This is a genomic window from Paenibacillus sp. sgz302164 (assembly GCF_056120505.1).
Genome location: NZ_JBVYOL010000002.1, coordinates 415,606 through 435,822, shown reverse-complemented (window position 1 = coordinate 435,822; position 20,217 = coordinate 415,606). Strand labels below are relative to the sequence as shown.

The following is a 20,217-nucleotide window of genomic DNA, read 5'->3' as shown; positions in this document are numbered from 1 at the left end:
CGTTATTTGATTCCCGAATGCGCCATCGTGGCGATCACCTTGCTCTGGAACACGAGGAACATGATCAGGTTCGGCAAAAACAGCAGGAGCGCGGCCGCAGCCGCGGCGCCCTGCCTGGCCACGCTGTTCGCCATCCCGCTGGTCAGCGTCTCCACGTAGAACGGGAACGTTTTCATCGTTTCATTTTGCATATAGAACGTGGATGTGTCGGCATTTTTCCAGGCGGAGTCGAACGCGATGATCCCTATCGTCGCCACCGCAGGCATCAGCAGCGGCATGACAATCCGCAAAAACAGCGTATGCTCCTTGGCTCCGTCCATGCGCGCGGAATCCAGCAATTCGTCCGGAAGCTGGTCGATGAACTGCTTCATCAGAAAGACGCCGGTCGGCACCGCGACGAGCGGCAGAACGTGCCCCCAATACGTGTCGAAAATGTGCAGCTTGCTGACGATCAAATATTTCGGAATTTCCACGGTTTCCGGCACGAAGACGAGTGTCAGCAAAATCGTCCCGAACACCAGCTTGTGGCCGGGGAATTTGTGCTTGGAAATCGGATAGGCGCACATGGCGCTCGTAAATGTGATCAGAAAGACGGCCAGTGCCGTCACGATCAGGCTGTTGAACAAATAGCGGCTGACCGGAACCGCCGTGCTTTTGGTCGTCGCCAGCAGCTCGACGAAATTTTGCAAGGAAGGCTCCCGGGCAAAAATCGTAGGCGGATAGATGAAAAGCTCCTGATACGGCTTCAGCGCGTGATTGAAGATGTAGACGATCGGCAGCAGCATGAAGATGCTCAGCAATACGAGCAAAATCGCGGCAAACGTCTCGAACGGGCTCAACCGGCGAAATCCCATGCGCCTGCGCCACAGATCGATTTTTCTTAGCGCAAGTTTCATGCTTCGTCCTCCTTCGTGCCGAACAGCTTCCAGCTCAGCTTTTGGGCAAAATAGACGATCGTCAGCAAACATACCGTCAGCGCCGTCGCATATCCGAGCTCAAACCGCTTTAAGCCGTAGTCGTCGATGTGCGTCGTAATCATGTGACCGGCGTATTCCGGCGTCGGATTCATCCCGGACAGCGCCGTTCCGATCGAGGACATCTGGATCGCCCCGACGATCGCCATGACGGCGCCGAACAGCATTTGCGGCTTGGTCGACGGAATCGTGATGTACCACACTTCCTCCAGCCTGCTGCGGATGCCGTCCAGCCGCCCCGCTTCGTACAGCTCGGGGTTCACGTTCAGGATGCCCGCCAGCATGCCGAGAAAGCCGATCCCCATGCTTTTCCACAGCGAGACGACGACCATGGAAGCCATCAGATGCTCTTTGCTCGTCACCCATGCGACCGGTTCGCCGATCAGGCTGAGTTTGAGCAAAAAGCTGTTCAAATAGCCGATTCTGTCGCTGGAAAGCAGCGGCGTCCAAATAATGCTCATGGCGACCAGGCTGGCCAGGGACGGGGTGTACATCGCCAGCGTAAACCATTTGCGGTAGACGGCGGGCAAAATCGAAATCAGCCAGGCCAGCAAAAAGGCGCACGCATATCCCCCGGGCCCGATGATCAGCGCAAACGAAAGCGTGTTCGGCAGCGCGTATTTGATCAAAATCAAATCCTGCGACAGCATGTAGCGGAAATTGTCCCAGCCGACGAAATGCGGCGGTTCGATCGCATTGTAATACGTGAAGCTAAGCGCTAATGCGGCGAGCACCGGAATTAAAATAAAGATGGCAAAACAGATGACGAAAGGCGCGATGAACAAATAGGAGATGCGGTACGCCCAGATCGTCTTTAAAGCCGCGAACAGCCTGTTTTTCCGGATTTTCACGGGAGCAAGCGGCCTCTGAATCGCTTGCGCATCACTTTTCAACATATTTATCCACCCCTTCCCACGGCTGTGTAATCGTCGGCAAATTCAGCGACCGCACCATGTTCCCGTTCTGATCGATAAAGCGGAACTCCTGCATTTTCCTCTGAACTTCCCGGTCCACTTCCTTGATCGCCGTTTCCAGCGAAGTGCGGTAATTTTCCCCGCCGATGACGGTTCGCGTCCAGGCGTTTTTGATTTCCCGCTCCATGTAATAGCTGCCCGGCACTTTGGCAATGTCCCGGAACCAGCGCCATTGCTGCAAAATGGCTTGCAGATCGTCGGCTTTCCACGGCAGCCTCACGAACGCGTCGACGTTGGACGTATACCAGCGGAACGTTACGCCATTGAGCGTTTCCAGATCCGTTCCGTACTTTTCCTGCACTTCCTCGGACATCCACCATTTGAGGAATTCCCAGCTTTCCTGCGGCTTCTTCGTCTGCTTGAAGATCGCCGAGGCGAGCATATCTCCGCCGTTGCCGCCCGTCCAGCGGACGACCGTTCCGTCATCCTGGCGGACGCCGGGAATCGGCGCCACTCCCCACAAGCCGTTCAGCTCGGGAGCCGCGACGGTCAATTGCAGGTACGCGTTCAAATCGGCAATGCCGATCGGATACGAGCCGTCCCGGAAATGCGCGTAAAAGCTTTCCGATTTTTGATCGATGCCGTATTTGTTTTGCAAATCGGTCCACTGCTTGAACGCATCGAACCCTTTTTCCGCGCCCAGTCCCGTCCTCGTTCCGTCCTTCGTGTAATATTCCGCCCCGTGCATCTGCAAAAATATGCTGTGCTCGACAGGCGTGAAGTTCATGCCGTTTTGCTGAAGAATCGGAAGCATCCGGTATACGTCGTCCCAGGTATCGGGTACCTTTAGGCCGAGCCGCTGCAAAATATCTTTCCGGTAAAACATGACGGAGAACGTCTGCGTCTCCGGAACGGCATAGTAGCCGCCGTCATAATAGTAAGCCAGCCACGCGCCCGGGGTGAATCTCCGGTACACCTCGTCGAAATCCGGGAATTGCTTGAGATCGTAGATGCCGCCCCGGATCGCATAGTCGAACGGCGTATCGTGCGGCAGCCCCAGGCCGACGTCGGGAGCGATCCCGGCGGCGTTCATCAACAGCAGCAGCTTATCGTCTTTTAGCAGATTGACCTTCACTTTAATGCCGGTTTGCGGCGTAAACATATCGTCCGCCATGCCCTGCAGCAAGTTGACGTAGTCCCGCCCGCGGTTCATCCACACGTTCAGCACTTTGTCGTCCGCGGCGTTCGATTTGGGTTCCGTTTGAAAAGAGTTGAAAAAGTTGATGAAGGAGCCTTCCACTTTTTCCATAAAAGTCGCTTCCAGCTTCGGGAACGGCTTGCTGGCCGGAACGACCGCAATGCGGTCGAGCTGGAGCGGCTGAAAGCCGAGCTGGCCGATGAGATCGGACAGCTTGCTTTGCATTTTGTTGAAGCGCCCGGCATCGTAAGGAATCTCATCGGGATTTTTCAGCAGCGTTTCGATATCTTTGCCGACGGTGACCAGCCCTTGGGAAACCGAATCCGGTCGCCCGTTGATCGCGATCAGCCGGTCCCGGGTCGCCGCAAGCTGATCTTGCAGCTCCCGGAGCTGCTCGATAAAGCCGGGCAAATCTTTTTTCAAATCCCAGGTCCGGTTTTTATCGTCGACCCCGCCGGTCAGCGTGCGCAAATCGCCGGACAGTTTCGTCAACGTATCCGTGGCGCGATTCATATCGCCGACAATCGGGATGACGGGGGCTTGCGTAACGCGCATCGAAATCGTGTTGGCCCCTTTTTGCAAATAAAACTCGTAGGCATTGCCCTGATCGTCGGCCAGCGGCGTCCCTTTCCAGTTCGACGCATAGGAGAAACGGTACGCTTTCAGCTCGGCGAACGGCACTTTGCCGTTGATCAAAATCGAGCGGAACGACGAGCGGTTGGACACGAACGACTGCTGCTGGCGCAGAGCGATGGTATAGTAGCCGGTTTCCGGCACATCGAAGTTCCAGCTGATTTCCTGATTGCCCGACGCCCAGTGGTTGCCGTCAATCGTATTGTAAGTCATTTTGCCCCGCACATAAGGGCTGTTCGCAATATCGTTGTCAAAAGCGAGCGCGATGGAAGAATCGTTCTTCCATGCGACCTGCTCCGCTTCGATGATGATCGGATCGGCCTGTACGGGAGCCGCCTCCTTGGGCAATCCGCTCCTGACGGTCCGGTAATCGGCCGCAAGCTCCGGCGCTTTGAACGCAATCGACTCCAGCGCGAACGGATCGCTGCCGGACAGGCGGATCGTATGCTTGCCGGGCGTCAGCTTCCAAAGCAGTGCGTCCGAATAAGCGCCGGACAAATCGCGCAGCTCCCACGTCAGCCAGCCGGAAATGTCCTCGGCCACCGGCCGGATTTCGTCCCCGTTGTCATCCTTGCGGACCGGCATTTTGTCCTTCCAGTGCCTGTACAGCTGGATCGACTTGGATTCCACGAACGGTGCGGCGCCGTCGACCGTTAAGTTCAGCGAAATCGGCTTGCGGTTTTTCGTGTCGACGAACGGATGGTACGACATGTCGATGGCGTACAAACCGCCCTGTGCGACGCTCAGCTCGTATTCGATCCATTCGTCGCCTTTGGCGTTCCAGACCAATACGCCGTTCTTCCCGCCGTACGACCCGACGGAAACGTGGGCATTGTCCGAGCGGCCGCTCAGCTTCGCTCCCTGAACGGTCAGCCCGCCGCCACGGGCGGGAGCCGCCCCCTCCTTCTGCCACTGCTCCAGCACTTCGGAGTAATAGGGCTCCAGCTTTTGAGATTTATGGTCGGACGAATCCGATCCGGCAGCCCGCGTGTTCGCTGCCGCTGCGCCGCCGTTAACCGCCAGGCCGGGAAACGCCGGACCCAGCACCAGCACAAGTGCAAGCAGGATCGTCATCCATACCCTTGCTTGATAAAACACCTTCAACTCCATCCCCCCGCCATACTGCTTAGTATGATAAGTTTTCCGTGGAATCTTTATCGAAAAACAGCGCTTTCTGCATATCGAGTGTCAAAACAAGCTTTTCGTTTTCCGTAAACGCATGATCGGCCTGGGCTCTGACTATGAGCAAATTCGGCATGCCGATGTCCAAATACACATACATATCCGCCCCCATCAATTCGTTCAGCTTCTGAATGCCGGCGATTTGCGCATGGGGATTGGCTTCGCGCAAGGCCGGGTCCAAATGGATATGCTCGCAGCGAATGCCAAGCAAAACGGTTCGATCGACTTTTTTCTTTTTTTTCAACATGCCCGATTGATGCGCCGGGATTTTCAGGTAATACCGGTTCGTGTGGAATTCCAGCGAGCCGTCCGCACCTTCGATAATTTTTCCTTCGATAAAATTGATCGGCGGCGTCCCGATAAATCCGGCCACGAACGTATTCCGCGGATTGTTGTAGATCGTCTTGGGCGAATCCACCTGCTGGATGATCCCGTCCTTCATGACGACAATGCGGTGCCCCATCGTCATCGCTTCGACCTGGTCGTGCGTCACGTACACCATCGTGACGCCGAGTTTTTTTTGCAGCGCGATGATCTCCGTCCGCATTTGGACTCTCAGCTTGGCGTCCAGGTTGGACAGCGGCTCATCCATCAAAAAAACGGACGGATTTCGCACGATCGCCCGGCCCAGCGCCACGCGCTGCCGCTGCCCGCCGGAGAGCTGCCTTGGCTTGCGGTCGAGAAAAGGCTCGATTTCCAAAATTCGCGACGTCTTTTTGACCGCCTGGTCGATTTCATGTTTCGCCATTTTCCGCAGGCGCAAGCCGAATGCGATGTTTTCGTATACGCTCATGTTCGGATACAAAGCGTAGTTCTGAAACACCATGGCGATATCCCGGTCTTTCGGCGGCAAATGGTTAACCAGCTTATCTCCGATATACAGCTCGCCCGAAGTAATGTCCTCAAGGCCGGCGATCATCCGCAGCGTCGTCGATTTGCCGCAGCCGGAAGGACCTACCATGACGATAAACTCTCCGTCCTGAATATCCAGATCGAAATCTTTCACGGCGTAAGCTCGTTCTTTGCCGAAACGTTTTTCCACATGTTTTAGAAGTATTCGCCCCATTGCAGCACCTCCCATAGTGTTCCTTTCAAGCCCGAATGACAGCGATTTCATGACTTATTCATTCATTATACATTCCGTATTTGCACGCATTATAGGTGATGATTGCCGAGTTATAGGGGGAATCCTGCTTTCAATTGCCGGGCCAGCCAGTCGAACGACTTGCGTCCGGACACTTCGTGTTTCCCGGGAAATAAATCGGCCTCGAACCGGTCCCCGCGCCCTTCTTCCGCATAAATGTCCGCCAGCCTGGCGGCGGCCTCCTTGACCGAATCGGCCGGAAACAGCGGATCTTCCACACCCGACTCGACAAAAAGCGCCCTCGGCGCCATCAATCCGATCAATTCCGGCAGATCGGCAAAAGGCATAATCGACGGCAAATAATTGTCGATGCAATGATTCATCGCCAGCAGGCTGCCCCTGAACGTGCTCGTAAAAGCGCAGACTACGGCGGCCTTGATGCGCTCGTCCAGAGCGGCGGAGAACGAGGCGATCAGACCGCCGCCCGAGAACCCGACCGTGCCGATCCGGGCGGGGTCGACCTCCTCCCGCGACGCCAAATAATCGAGCGAGCGCATCGCTTCGCAGATGCGCAAGCCGGCCAGCGTGCGGCCGTACATCAGCAGCCGCGAGGCGAGGGAAAAGCAGGAGCTGCTTTTCCGCGGGTCCTTGCCCATATCGGCCGACAGCCTCCGGTCGCCGAAGCCGATTATTTCCGGGGCAATCACGACCATGCCCCGCTGCGCCAGCTTCACGGCATAATGCCCGTGAATGCCCGGTTCGCCGCGATCGGCGGCCCCGTCCGGCCGCAGGCCGACGATCTCCCGGCTGCCGTATCCGTGCCCGTGCCAGGCGAGCACCGCCGGCGCTTTGCCCTCCAGCCGCTTGGGCAGCAGGACGTAGGCCGGCATTTGGAGATGGAGATCGGTCGTGTAGACGACGCGTTCCAGGATGCAATCCTCCATCTCCTGCCGTTCGATGACCACCGGGGCTGGTGCCACCGGGGCCGGAGCCGCAGGCATTTCGCCGAGCGCCGCCAGCAGCTTCGCCCGCACGCCGGCTTTTCGCTCGCTCCATGTTCCATGCGCCGCCTCCTTGCCGGCGCTTTCGTAGAGGCGCTCCAAATAGAGATCCGGGCACCATGTAGACATAGACGGACTCCCTCCTCGATCCTTATTTTCCGATACCGCAAAAAGAGCTGCTCCATCGCGATGGTCAGCCCCGTACCCCAATAATCTGTCCCTGAGATAAACCTCCATCGAGGTCTTTTGAGGATGCCGGCATAGCATGAAAAACCCATGAATGACCAATATCACTAGCCATTCGCAGATAACCTGCAAAAAAGAGACTTTCAAAAAACTTGTTGAGCACGTAAAATCTGCGAAAGTCAGGCAGTGGAACTCGCGCAGAGCCGGATGGCCTGAACGCCTTGCTGTCTGGCTACGCGGAGAAAGAAAGCCTGCAAAGTGCAGGTTTTCTTTCGTTCATACGCTGAAGACGATACATTCCTGCATTTGTCAGGCTGTTGAGAAACCCGCTTTTTTCCCGGCTGCTCAAAAAAAGCACCAAAAGCATGAGCCAAATACCCCTCTCAGATCGTTTTATATCAATTTTTTCTCTTCGAGATGAGTGCCCCCACATAAAAATTGATCTGAGAGGAAACCCGTTAGACTTTCTCAACAGCCTGATTTGTGCAGGCTTTTTGCCATTATCGAAAATCCTTGCCACAGCCTGCCTACCTGCACGAAGAAAACCTGCAAAAATACATGAATTTGTGTCCTTTATCATTGGCCATGAACAATTCCTGCAAAAGTGCAGGCTTTTCACCGAACACATGGACACAGACTCACTTTCAGCAAAAATTCCTGCACTTTTGCAGGTTTTTCGCCAAAACAAGCCAATTTCGCAGGAAATACCTGCACTTTTGCAGGTTTTCTCCCTACCAAGCCACCGCATGACCACCCGCCGTACAGCACTGCAACCCGCGCCGGGAGAGGCGCTTATTAGGAAAGAGCCATTGCACAACACCAGCACTACAATCTTTGGATGTCAAAAGGACATGTCTTTCAAAAAACGTCCTGATGGCGTTAGAAAAGTGCGCGATACCTCTTTCATTACGCCGGGCCGCGGTGTTCATTGAATCTACGCTTGCCAAAACCCGAGAACATATAAATTCTTATATGTCAAGGATAAACGACACCGTCGTCCTTCTGGGACGAGCGCGTTTATCAAAGTAGATGCGAAGCAAAAGTATAAAACATATACTTTCTTATCTACTGAAAAAAGCAGCAGCCCCACCCGCCCGTCGGACCCCTAGCAGGAAATGTCCGTTTCGTCGAGCTCCTGGAAGTTTTGCCTGTACTGCCTCGGCGTCACCCCGGTTTTTTTGCGGAAAAGGGCGTGAAAAAACTTCATATCCTGATACCCGACCTGATTGGCGATCTGATAAATCGGTATATCAGTGGATTTTAGCAGCTCGCAGCATTTTTGAATGCGCACGTTTTGCAAATATTGCGTGAACGACAATCCGGTCGATTTTTTAAACAATCGTTGAAAATGGCTGGCGCTTAAAAAAAAGTAATCGGCCACATCCTGCACCGTCAAATTGTGCGTGTAGCGGGATTTGATGAAATGAACGACTTCATCGAACATTTTAAACGAAACCGTTTCCATTTCATTGATCATCTCAAAACGCTGCATCAGCACCATCATCTGGATCAGCATGGCGGTGAGAACAGTCTCGAACCCGGTGCTTTTTTTCAAATATTCCCTGTACATGTTCTGCATAATCGTCGAGAAAGTGTCGTGCTTATCCTGAAAATGCAGCCACCGTTCCTGGCATTTTTCGTAATCGTGTATGGTATGGTAGGTCATGGAATCTCTCTGCAGCAAATGCTTCCACGAATCCAGCAGCTCAAGGCGGAAAATGCAATTGTAAATGACGAGCATTTTGTCCTGCTTCGGCGAAGACGGTCTGAATACATGCGATGTGCCGATCGGAATGACGAACAAATCCCCTTGCTTCACGGGTATGACCTGATCTTCCACGTAGTGATACCCGCAGCCTTCTCCCACAAAACTGATTTCAACGAAATCATGGCTGTGCTGCAGCGTTGTAAACGATTCCAATTCACGGTTCAAAAAGATGTTCATGCCTTTCTCGAAAAACAGATCGCCGCTTAAATGCTGGATTCTCCCATTCATAACCATCACCCTCTAATACAGGTATTTGTTATCCGCTGAACCATCGATCGCGGAACGCGGGAACCCGCCATACGCGCATCCCCCGCTCCGGCTGAACAACATGCTACTGTCCTTCCTTGATCCACTGCTCCGTCAAACAAACATATTTGATGCCTTGGCGCAAATACGAAAATGCGAGATGAATTTTGCCGTCGCGCGTCACGATAATGGAAGGGTACGAATAACCGATTTCGGTTTCTTTATATTCAAGATCCGCCATCTGCACGTTTCTGAAATACGGCCAAGTCTCGCCCCGGTCCTCCGAAATCGAAATGGTAAGCGGCGTGCGCAGCGGTTTTTTGCGGAATTCCCCTTTTCTTTGCACCCACCTGAACTGATCGCGCTCCAGCGTGGAATTGTTGTAGATCAAAGCCAGATGGCCGTTATGCAGCTTGACGAGCTGCGTCGAAGAATTGTTGTTCGGCAGGGTGCTCTTGGCCGGAACCGACCATGTCTTTCCGCTGCCTTCGGAAACGCTCGTGTACATCCGGTCCGCCTGCCGGCTGCGGAACATCGCAAACAGCGTGCCGTCGTCGAATTGCACGGCGGTCATCTGCACGCGGTGCAGGCTGCCCGGCACTTCGTGCTCCTGCCACGTCGCCCCCTCGTCAGAGCTGATCAGGACGACGCTGTAATGCCCTTCAAGCCGGCAGTAGTAGGCTGGAAGCAGCCAATCGCCGTTGTGCAGGACCAGGGGCGGATGCCGCAAAAAGATGCCGGGCCCGGCGGGTATGACCCCGGTTTCGCTCCATGTAAATCCGCGGTCTGCGGAAGTCCTGTACACGATTCTGGACGTTCTCTGGTTGTGCGGTTCGTTCGACGTATGGAACAGCCAGAGCTTGCCGTCAGGAGCCTGGAACAGGACCGGATTTTGCTCGGACCGTTCGCGGTCTGCGGACAGCTTGACCGGAGCCGTCCACTGCCTGGAACCGGCCGGCAGCCTCGACATGACGATATCCGTATCGGGATTCCCCTCTCCGCTGCCGGAGAACCAGACGCACAGCAGGTCGCCGCTATCCACCTCCAGCAAATTGGACGCATGGTTGTCGCTCGGCTGCGGGGTAGGAAGGTATGCTTCCTCCAGCGCCGGGTCTGTTCCCGATTGCGCGACAATTCCGTTATAACGACTCATGACACACAGCCCCACCCTTCTTCTTTCTGTTTGCACACGTTTGCAATCTATGACAGCTCCTTCCAGAGCAGCTCTTTCCGGCATAACGTTTCGCTCGCAAACACGAGCTTGCCGTTTACGTACAGGCGATAGCCTTCTTCAAGATACATAAGATCCGGAGAATCCGGGGGGCCCGCCGGCGCATCCGGTTTCCGGTATGTAATCCGCAGCTCCATGCCCGCCGCTTTCACGGAGTCCAGGCAAAAATAATCCAGGCCCGTATCCAGCGGATCAAGCACGATGCGATCCTCTTCGACGGTTAAGCCCGCCACATGCGAAATCAGCAAATCGATATAGAACGAGTGGTTGTATTCCTGTTCGTCGCTCAGCGGTTCGCCCGTGGCGCTGTTGTAATGCTCGACAAGACCGGGCTGGCCGAGATCTCTTTTCATAAAATGAAGGAACGAATATTCGCGCAAATAATAGCCGAATGCTTTGTCAAATTGATGATTCCGCCGTTTGCTCTCCTTGGCGAGCGCGTCGAGCGCAATCGAGTTCGTGTAAGGCCAGGTCGGGCCGTCCCATACGCAGCCGTTGCGCCCCTTGACAAAATGGCCCATCCAGCCCCCTTCCGGCGAATAGGCCGGGCAGTCGGCTGCAACCGACGGAAACGGACACTTCGTGCGGAATTCGCTATCGCCCAACAAATGCTCCGCCATGCCGTTATAGCGGTCGCCGATGATTTGCGCCCAACCGGGGTAAAAGCCGACAATATTTTTGACGAGCGCCTTCTCGTCGGTCTCATAGTGGAGATCGTAAAAAAACTGCGTCTCCTCATCCCACATCTTTTCAAGAATGTCCTGCTTGATGTCCTCGGCCATCCGGGCAAAAGCTTCCGCTTCCGGATCCCCGGCAAGCTCGCACATGCAGGCTACCGCCAGCGTGTTTAAATAATGGTAGACGGTGCGATCCACCCTCTTCAGATGGGTGTAGGTTGCCTTATCCTTCGGGTTTCTAGGGAATTGATGGAAATACCAGTAGCTCGGCTGATACTCTTTGCCTGTCCGCGTATGCTTGTATTCGATCATCAAATGATCGTTCCCGCTCCCATGAATGCGATTACATTCGGCGATTTGCGTTTTGAACGCAGGCAGCAATTCGACGATCGCATCGCGGTTGCGGTGCACCAGATACAACTGGTAAGCGGCCCAGCAGGAAAAGTTGGCGAAGGCGTGCATCACGGTATCTACCGTCAGGCAGCAGAACAGCCCTCCCTCTCCCGGCGAGGCGGCCATATTGCGCAGCGGCCCTTCGCCGTATGCCGGATCATGGTGCCACCTGGCGTCCATCAGATGAAGCGGCACGGACAAATTGATAAGCTTGCTGAACTCCCAGCCCCCTTTGCCGAAGGGCGTCTTGCTTTTTTTGTGCGATCTTCCTTCATAAAACAACGGATACGTCAAATGCCCGTACTGCGGATCGGCCAAATTGTGCCGGAGCAGGAACCAGCGGTACGTCCACGTTTTGTCGAGCACCGGGTCGCTGCTTCTGAACGAAGGCGTTTTTTCGAACCATTGCCCGTATTCCGCTCGCTGCTTGTCGATCACCCCGTCCCCATCGGGTCCATACTCCGCATAGGCCGACGCCCGGGCTTCCAGCATGTCCATGCCGTCCTTGCCCGCTATGCCGAGCGCCGCAGCGATGACGAATGCTTTCGACTCCCCCGGCTTCAAGCGCACTTCCGTTAGCATTGCGGGATCGCTGACGGCAATGGCTCCAGCGATATCGAAACTGTAGTGCTCGATGCGAAAAAGCCCCTGCAAAGTATTTCCGCTGCGCCCGGCGAACGCGCCGCCGTATGTTTTCAGGCGCAGCACAAGCTCTTCACGGCTCCGGTTGGTCCACGTCTGGCAGGAAACGGCGCAGTCGTTCCAGGCGATAAATTTGCGCTCGACCAGCGCAAGCCGGTTGTCCGCATATTCCATGAGCAGGTGGCTCGGATACCATTCGGTCCGGCACGGCTCGAAGCTTTCCGTCAAATTGTTGTCTATTTGAAACAGCATCGGGATATTAACCTTGTGTATAAAATCGAATCTCCCGGCAAATCCGGGAACGGGATCCAAATAATCCGCCCACAGCCTCGCTCCGGTAGGGCCGAGCAGCAGTGCGCCCGGTCGCGTTCGAAGCGTTTTTTTGCCCGCTTGCAATTGTTCGTCCAATTGGTTGCCAGTCAGCAATGAATCCGCCCCTTTCCAACTACTTGGTGTGAAGTTAAATGATCCCATATCATTATATAACACTGCGATGCGCGAATAGTGGCTTTTTTTCCCTAATATATAGGGCAATCCTGCTCAATCTCCGAGCGAAATTTTTTGGAAGGCGATGCGCTCCCTTTTCCACGTATACGTCACGTACAAATCGCGGCCGCTTGCGATGACGGCCGGGTAGGAATACTGCTTTTCCCCTTCGTCCAGCAGCAGCTCGTCGTCCCAGGTCAAGCCGTTATCCCGCGACAGGCGAATCACGAGCGGCGTTCTGGGGCCTTTCAGCTTGCCTTTTTCCGGGCGCGTCGGATTGTATGCAAGTGCCAGCGTGCCGTCATCCAGCTTCGCCAGGTCGATCCCGCTGTTATTGTTGGGCAGCGAAGTCGGGTAAGCTTGGCACCATGTTCTTCCGCCATCCGCCGAATCGCTGCGGAATATCGCCCCTTCGGTGCTGCGGGCGAGCATGTGCACGATGCCCGGCGCGGATTCCCATATAGCGGGCTGAATGATGCCCCGGCCCCGCTTCTCCCCCCGGGCCTCGCTGCTGTCCGCGCCCGCGGACTCGCCCTCGCCGGTGCCGGTGCCGATGCCGCAAAATCCGCTGCGGTCCAAAGGGATCGGCGCACTTCGGGTCCACGTCTCGCCGCCGTCGGCGGAAAGGTCGACGAACGCCTCCCACGCGGGTTCGAGCGACGCCGGAGCGGCAATCGTGCCGTCGTGAAGCGCGACCGGTTTATTTTTGACCGGGCCCCGGCCTCCTTGATCCCCTTCGACCAAAGGAACCGGCGTGGTCCACGTCCTGCCGCCGTCCGCCGAACGCATGACCCGCGTTTCCCAATTCTCGATAGCGGCTCCGGCTTTGTAAAAAAGAAACAGCAAGCCGTCGGCTCTTCGAAAAAGGACGGGATTCCAGTGGGCCAGACCGTCTTGATCGGCCGTTTTCACGGGAGGCGTCCAGCCGCCCTCCTTCCCTCTGCGCGCCGTCCAGATCGCCACGTCTCCGGCTTGCTCCTTCGTTCCGCCGAACCAGGCGGCGATCACTTCCCCGCCGGGGAGCAGCTCCAGCGTCGAGGCGTGGCAGCTCGGGAACGGCCGGTCCTCCCCGAAAATAAATTCTTTGATTTGAGCGGTATACGTCACGCTTCATCGCCTCCCGGCACGATTTCGTAAATTTGCCCGGCCTCTGTGCCGAACGCGACGACGCCCGGTCCGCAGCTCTCCGTTCGGATACGGCGTCCGTCCTGCACGACCCGTACCTGCACCCGCTCCGCCGTCCGCAGCCGGCACTGCTTGCCGGCCATCGATCGGATGCGGGCGCGCACAAGCCGGCCCCCTGCCCATTCGATGGCGATTTCGAACGCTCCGCGCGCTCTGAGCCCCTTCACGCTGCCGCTCCTCCACGCCGGCGGCAAGGCCGGAAGCAGGCGGATTTCACCGCCGTGGCTTTGCAGCAGCATTTCGGCCATGCCGGCCACGCCGCCCAGATTGCCGTCAATCTGAAAAATGTCCAGCTTCACCTTCGGGTGCCTGTGGGCATTCATCAGATTCGGATGCAGCCCGGCGAGCAGTTCGTTCAAAAAACGGCCGGCTTCCTGCGGATTTTCCAATCGCGCCCATAGATTGACCATCCAAGCGCAGCTCCAGCCCGTATGCGCCCCGCCGTGCTCAAGACGCCGCTCAAGCGTTTTCGTGCAGGCGGCGGCAAGCTCCGGCTCGCCATGCAGCGTGATGAGGCCCAGCGGATGCAGCGCCGCCAAATGCGCCATGTGGCGATGCCCGGGCTCGAACTCTGCAAAGTCTTCGTCCCACTCCATAAGCTGGCCGTATTTCCCAATGCGAAAAGGAGGCAGCCGCAGCAGCGCCTGCTCCAATTGCCCTACAAAGGCGGCATCAGTATCCAGTTTGCGGCCGGCTTCCAGACAATGGGCGAACAAATCCCGGATCAGCGCGATATCCAGGGTCGCTCCCTTGGTCACGCTGCTTTTTTGCCCATCCGGTGTTATGAAAAAATTTTCCGGCGACGTGGAAGGGCAAGTGACCAGACTGCCGTCCTGCGCTTCGACGAGCCAGTCCAGGGCAAACAGCGCCGCTTCCTTCATCGCGGGGTAAGCTTGCCTGAGAAAGCCTTCGTCCTGGCTGAACGCGTAATGCTCCCACAAATGCTGGCACAGCCACGCCCCGGCCAAGGGCCAAAAGGCCCAGCTCGGCGATCCGCCCACAGGCGTCGCAGTCCGCCAAAGATCGATGTTGTGGTGAGCCGTCCAACCCCGGCAGCGGTAATGAACGCTTGCCGCCTTTCGGCCGGTGACCCGCAGGTCCTCGATCAGCTCGAACAGCGGCTGATGGCATTCCGCCGCATTGGCCGTTTCCGCCGGCCAATAGTTCATTTCTACATTGATATTGGTCGTCCAACTGCCGCACCAGGGCGGGCGGACGCTGTCGCTCCAAATGCCCTGCAAGTTCGCCGGCTGCGTGCCCAGACGAGAGCTGGACAAGAGCAGGTAGCGGCCGTACTGGAAAAACAGGGCGGCAAGGCCTGGATCGTCTCCGCCCTCCCGGACCGCACGAATGCGCGTATCCGTCGGCATTCCCGCCTTATCGCCGCCGCCCAGATCGAGCGATACTCTGCCTAAAAGCGCGCGGTAATCGCGCATATGCCGCTCCTTCAGGCGGTCGTACCCGAGCGCTGCGGCCCGGGCCAGCCGCGCGTCGCACAGCCCGCCCGGATTTGTGCCCGCTGCGGCCGGGTCCCGGTCGAAGCCGCTGTAGCCGGTCGCTGCGGCCAGCAGCAAAGTGACCGTGCCCGTCCCGCTGACGCGAATCCGCCCGCCGCTCGCTTCCACCCTGCCCTGGTCGGCAAGCGCGAGCAGGTGAAGCTCGAAGCCTATGCCTCTCCCTTCGGCATACTGCACCGGATCGGACGTTTTGACCGTATTGGGTTCAACATGTACAGGGCAGCGCCCGGACAGCGTCACCCGGTTCCATGACGTTTTGCGAACCTGGAACTGCAGCGGGCTGTGCAGCACGGCGGTAAACCCGGTTTTGCGCCCGCTTTGCAAACGTATCGCCATCACCTGATCGACGGCCGATACGAACAGTTCACGGACATATTCGGCTTCATGCATGCGGTACTGTACGCGCACGATGCCTTCCGTGAGGCCCAGCTCCCTGCGATAGTCCGTATACACATAGTCCGAGGGAGCGGTTTCTTGATCGAAAATAAGCTCCAAATCCCCGAGCGGCATGTACGATTCGATCTCGGGCCCTCCCATATGGCGCTCGATAACCGCCTCCGCTTCCGCGTATTTCCCCGCAAAAATCAGCCCGCGCACACGATCCAGATGACCCGCCGCATCAGGATTGACCGTTTCCCGGGGTTCCCCCGACCAAAGCGTATCCTCGTTCAATTGAATGCGTTCCCGGTCCACGCCGCCGTACGCCATACCGCCGAACCGGCCGTTGCCGACAGGCAGCGCTTCGAACCACGACCCGGCCGGCTGTGCATACCACAGCGCCATTTTGTTCATCGACATACGATTCCCTCCACTTTTACTCGTACAGCCAGTCCAAGGTATCGATGCCGTCGTTTTTATGCTCGACATCGCGCGGCCGGAGCGCCTGTTCGGCGGGGATAACGCCCGCAATCAAGTAAGCTCCCCTGCCAAAATCGAGCGTATGCCGCCCGGCTTCATACCTGAAGGCGTGAATATTTACCGAAGGGTACGCGTACAGGCGCAGACCTTTGCGCAGTACCGGAGCATACCCGCCCCGGTCGTCCGCATGCGTGTTCTCCTCCAGACTCGGAACTTGCAGCCACTGCTCATCCTTGGAATTGAAATAGCCGATCAGCACGTTCGCAGGCTGATGCAGTTCAAGCTCGATCGCCGTGCCGCCCCGGCCCGCTTCCATTTGGCTGAACCGTATCCCTGTCAGCCCTTGCAATTCCTCCGCGCAGCCGACAATGTGAATATCGCCGTCCGTGAACACCTGCGCCTCCTTCTCCACGCGGTACGTCTCCGCGTTCCCGGAATGCAGCGTGAACGGGGCTTCGCGGTAGGCGGCGATCGGCTCCTCCCGGTGCTTGAGCGCTTCGGGCAAAATGCCGGACTTCAATTCGTCCAAATGAAACCGGAAACGGTTCAGCTCCGTTTCGTAGACAGGCAGGCAATCCGTCCAGTGCCGGAATTCGAGCCCGCCCCGGACAGGCACTTTCCGCTGTGGCGTCTGCATGCTGTTGGCGTACAAATACGTTTGCTCCGTGAGCGCCGTCAGCTCGCGGTAGCTGTCCAGGCTGCGCTCCAAATGAACGGCGGCCTCTTCCAGCAAGTCCAGCCGGTCGAAATACGCCCCTTTTACCGTATGCTTATACGTTAAAATGAGGATCGCCGCCCGGACCTTATGCGCGTACGCCTGCACCATATGGCGGATCGCCTGCACGTCGCCCGTCAGGCGCTCGAACTCGCCGTGGCTCTGGGCGACGTGAGCCTGCGCCCGCTCGATCGCCGCCGCCGCATCGCAGGCGTGCCGCTCCGCGTCGGCGATCGCATCCGCCGGCGTCTCGCCGGTATGCGTCCCGCCGCTCAGCTCGCGGACGACATATTCCTCCAGCCGCTCGCCCTGCGGCGACTGGGATTCCCACAAATCCGGCCACGGCATGTGCCGCTCCGGATTCGTCAGTTGGCTCATCGTCATGCCGAGGCTCATCGTTTGACGGTTGCCTTCGGTAATGCCGAATCTGCGCAGCAATTTGGGCGCGCATTCCCCTGCGGCTTCGTAGGCGTCCAAAACCGCCTCGCCCGCCTCCCTGCTCCAGAACCGCGCAGCCAGCGCTTCCGCCCAGTAATGCCGCTCGGCTTCCGGATCGCGGTCCGGGTTCCAGGCATAGCGAAACCAGGCCGCAAACCAGATCCAGTCGCGGTCCAACTGCCTGAGTCTTGGCTCGGCCCTGTCCGGCGCGTACGGCCAATCCCAAAAAAACAAAGGATACAAATGAAGCCCGTTCGCCTTCAAGCGATAGCGGGCCGCCTGCATGCATTTTTGAATAAACGACGGCGCGCCGTAGCGGAAAGGCTCCAAATTGGCCAAAATATGCACATTCACAATATGAATCGTCTGCAGCGAGCCGAGCCGGTTGTGGATAGCCTGCCATTTGCCTCGCGGCGTGTACGTGGTCAGCGATTCGCCGTTATATTTGGCTTCCGTGTACAGATTCGGATACAGCGGCAGCGCGGCTTCAATCACTTTTTGCGGCTCGATGGCGTGGGAGCGCAAAATAATCGGCGGCTTCTCCTTCGCCCCGGAATGCCGCAGCCCTTCCAGCAATCCGGCCAAAATCGTTTCGGTAAACCACTCGACACCGTAAATTTGCCCCTGCAGCGCCTCACCGAGACAAATCATCATCCCCACATTCGGAAACGAGCGGACAAAAGCGGCAATCGACTTGCGGTAGTAATCGCTTGTAATCGGCAGCGGCTTCGGCTGGTGCAGCTTCAAGCCGTGCTTTTCGGCGAACGGCAGCGGGATGTGGATGTTGTAAAATTTCAGCACGACCCATATGCCCCGGCGGTCCGCTTCTTCCGCGAGCCAGCGGAACGTCTCCGCGTTCAGCGCGAATTCCTCTTCCGATACCTCCAGCGCTTCCGGGTAATCCTCCAGCTTTACCAGGGATGAGAACGGATGGCCGGACCACAAATAAACGACATTGCACCGCTGCCCGACCATCATATCGAGAAAATCGCGCCACAACTCCCGGTCGTAAAACCACGGAAACCGAGCCGGGGTCAGCGGATACTCATACGTCTGGCGCGGCGGCTCGACGGTCGTTTTTTGCAGGCCGATCGCCGGCCCGCGCAGTTTAAAGCGCGGCGCATCGCCGTAAGCGATATCGCCCGGCAGCTTGCCGAGGGCGCGGATGCGCATCGCGAGCTCCAGACAGCCATACAGCGCGCCGGAGTCGCTTCCTCCGGAAACCGCCAGCAGCCCCCCCGGGCAGGAGGCCAAATAAAATCCTTCTCCCTCCGGGGCTTCCGTATGGTACAGCAAAACTTCGCTCCGCTCCAATTGCTGCAGCAATTCGGACTCCAGCCGGTTCCCGATGTAAATTTTCGTTCCCTGTGTGCCTTGTGTACCCTGTGTTCCCTGCGCTCCCTGTACCGACCGGTAATTATCCGGCGTCCACTGTCCTTCTTCCGTCCGCACCACGAAGCCGCAATCCTGCAGCGCCTGTTTCAGCTGCAAAATGCCGTATTCCACCCGCGGCGCGGGATTGCGGTCGCAGCCCAACGTTACGGCTTTCATCTCGGGCCGCCCCCTTCCTTTAAAAACAGCTCGATAACCGGCACCGTCACATCCGGCTTTTTGACAGGCAGCGACAGCACCAGCGTACCTTCGTCTCTGCCCTCTTTATACGCCCCGTTCTCGATGCCGCTTGCCACGAAGCCTTCCTTGAACCGGATTTCCGATGCGTCATTAAGCAGCTGCGCATACTCCACCCGGCCTGCCATGCCGTACAGGTGAATGCTTTTAAAAGGCCAGCTGTATACGTGAACGTACAGCCGGTTCCTTGCCGGATTGTAGGTCAACCGGCAGTCCTGCGGACACCCGATATCGTCCGGCGCTTGCGTGCAGCCGTAGATGGAACGGCTGTGGCGCTTCATCCATTCGCCGATCCCTTTCAGGCGGTCTATCGTGCGCTCGTCAAACTCGCCGCGCCCGGTCGGGCCGACGTTCAGCAGCAGGTTGCCGCCCTTGCTCACGATATCGATCAGCATTTTGACCAGCATATCGACGCTTTTCCACGATTCCTCATCGCGGTAATACCCCCACGAACCGCTGAACGTATGCGGCGTCTCCCAGACGACGCGCTTGCCGTCGATATTCACCCAACGGGTCGGCAAATATTGCTCCGGAGTCGTAATATCGCCGCCGACCTGCAGCCGGTCGTTCAGCAAAATGTCCGGCTGCAGCGAACGGACAAGCCTGATCAGCTCCTCGCTGCCCCAATCGTCCTTCCCTTTGCCGGGCAGCCCTTTTTCCGCCGGGAACGAAAAGTCATAAAACAGCAGATCCACCTTGCCGTATTCCGTCAGCAGCTCTTTCGTTTGTCCGTACAAATATTCCCGGTACATGGAAAAGTCCTTCGCCCCGCTTTCTTCGGAGCCGGCAGCCTCCGGATCGAACCGCAGCGGATGCTTCGTGTCGACGGTATAATGCGGATGATGCCAGTCGAGCAGCGAATAATAAAAACCCATTTTCAAGCCCCGGCTGCGGAACGCCTCGGCCATCGGCCTGATCAAATCGCGACCGGCCGGCGCGTTCGGCGCCTTGTAGTCGGTCAGCTTACTGTCCCACAGGCAAAATCCTTCATGGTGCTTGGCCGTCGCCACCGCATACTTCATGCCTGCGCCGGCGGCGAGCTGCGCCCACAATTCCGGATCGAACAGGTCGGGATCGAATTTGTTCATATATTTGCTCCGGTACTTTTCCCCGCTCGATTGCTCTCTGGATTGCAGCCATTCGTGCCTCGCCGCCAGCGAATACAGCCCCCAATGGATGAACATGCCGAAGCGGTCGTGCGTAAACCATCCGCTGTCTCCGGCCGTCGGTTCAACTTCAAACATCAATCTCTCTCCCCCT

At 57.2% G+C, this 20,217-nt stretch carries 13 protein-coding genes; 1 reads left to right on the top strand and 12 read right to left on the bottom strand.

Annotated elements, in window-relative coordinates:
- Positions 1-2 precede the first annotated feature (2 nt).
- The 5 genes from AC0LWT_RS05395 to AC0LWT_RS05375 all read right to left on the bottom strand — a co-directional run bounded on the left by AC0LWT_RS05395 (position 3) and on the right by AC0LWT_RS05375 (position 7,115).
- Positions 3-896, bottom strand: coding sequence for a carbohydrate ABC transporter permease (locus tag AC0LWT_RS05395; RefSeq protein WP_474680185.1), 894 nt, complete (start codon positions 894-896; stop codon positions 3-5).
- Complete coding sequence (locus AC0LWT_RS05390) at positions 893-1,870, bottom strand: carbohydrate ABC transporter permease (protein ID WP_474680184.1); 978 nt, start codon at positions 1,868-1,870, stop codon at positions 893-895. Before AC0LWT_RS05390 ends, AC0LWT_RS05395 begins: the two co-directional genes overlap by 4 nt.
- Entirely contained in the window at positions 1,857-4,829 is a 2,973-nt protein-coding gene (locus AC0LWT_RS05385) for an extracellular solute-binding protein (RefSeq protein ID WP_474680183.1), read from the bottom strand. Before AC0LWT_RS05385 ends, AC0LWT_RS05390 begins: the two co-directional genes overlap by 14 nt.
- Positions 4,830-4,845: 16 nt before the next feature.
- Entirely contained in the window at positions 4,846-5,967 is a 1,122-nt protein-coding gene (locus tag AC0LWT_RS05380) for an ABC transporter ATP-binding protein (RefSeq protein ID WP_474680182.1), read from the bottom strand.
- 110 nt (positions 5,968-6,077) lie between these two features.
- Positions 6,078-7,115 (bottom strand): dienelactone hydrolase family protein, encoded by a 1,038-nt coding sequence (locus AC0LWT_RS05375; protein ID WP_474680181.1) that lies wholly within the window; start codon positions 7,113-7,115, stop codon positions 6,078-6,080.
- 422 nt (positions 7,116-7,537) lie between these two features.
- Between AC0LWT_RS05375 and AC0LWT_RS05370 the strand changes: the two genes are divergently transcribed.
- Positions 7,538-8,104 (top strand): hypothetical protein, encoded by a 567-nt coding sequence (locus tag AC0LWT_RS05370; RefSeq protein WP_474680180.1) that lies wholly within the window; start codon positions 7,538-7,540, stop codon positions 8,102-8,104.
- A 173-nt stretch (positions 8,105-8,277) separates the two neighbouring features.
- Here AC0LWT_RS05370 and AC0LWT_RS05365 read toward each other — a convergent pair whose 3' ends face one another.
- The 7 genes from AC0LWT_RS05365 to AC0LWT_RS05335 form a co-directional block, all read right to left on the bottom strand.
- Positions 8,278-9,168: a helix-turn-helix domain-containing protein gene (locus AC0LWT_RS05365; RefSeq protein ID WP_474680179.1), complete on the bottom strand. Its 891-nt coding sequence runs from the start codon at positions 9,166-9,168 to the stop codon at positions 8,278-8,280.
- 103 nt (positions 9,169-9,271) lie between these two features.
- Positions 9,272-10,339: a sialidase family protein gene (locus tag AC0LWT_RS05360; protein ID WP_474680178.1), complete on the bottom strand. Its 1,068-nt coding sequence runs from the start codon at positions 10,337-10,339 to the stop codon at positions 9,272-9,274.
- 47 nt (positions 10,340-10,386) lie between these two features.
- Positions 10,387-12,555, bottom strand: coding sequence for an MGH1-like glycoside hydrolase domain-containing protein (locus AC0LWT_RS05355; RefSeq protein WP_474680177.1), 2,169 nt, complete (start codon positions 12,553-12,555; stop codon positions 10,387-10,389).
- 114 nt (positions 12,556-12,669) lie between these two features.
- A complete protein-coding gene (locus AC0LWT_RS05350; protein ID WP_474680176.1) occupies positions 12,670-13,722 on the bottom strand; it encodes a sialidase family protein in 1,053 nt (350 codons plus the stop codon).
- Positions 13,719-16,115 (bottom strand): glycoside hydrolase family 95 protein, encoded by a 2,397-nt coding sequence (locus AC0LWT_RS05345; protein ID WP_474680175.1) that lies wholly within the window; start codon positions 16,113-16,115, stop codon positions 13,719-13,721. Before AC0LWT_RS05345 ends, AC0LWT_RS05350 begins: the two co-directional genes overlap by 4 nt.
- Before the next feature lie 16 nt (positions 16,116-16,131).
- Positions 16,132-18,879: a hypothetical protein gene (locus AC0LWT_RS05340; protein WP_474680174.1), complete on the bottom strand. Its 2,748-nt coding sequence runs from the start codon at positions 18,877-18,879 to the stop codon at positions 16,132-16,134.
- Positions 18,876-20,201: an alpha-L-fucosidase gene (locus tag AC0LWT_RS05335; RefSeq protein WP_474680173.1), complete on the bottom strand. Its 1,326-nt coding sequence runs from the start codon at positions 20,199-20,201 to the stop codon at positions 18,876-18,878. The genes AC0LWT_RS05340 and AC0LWT_RS05335 overlap by 4 nt, the downstream gene beginning before the upstream one ends.
- Positions 20,202-20,217 lie beyond the last annotated feature (16 nt).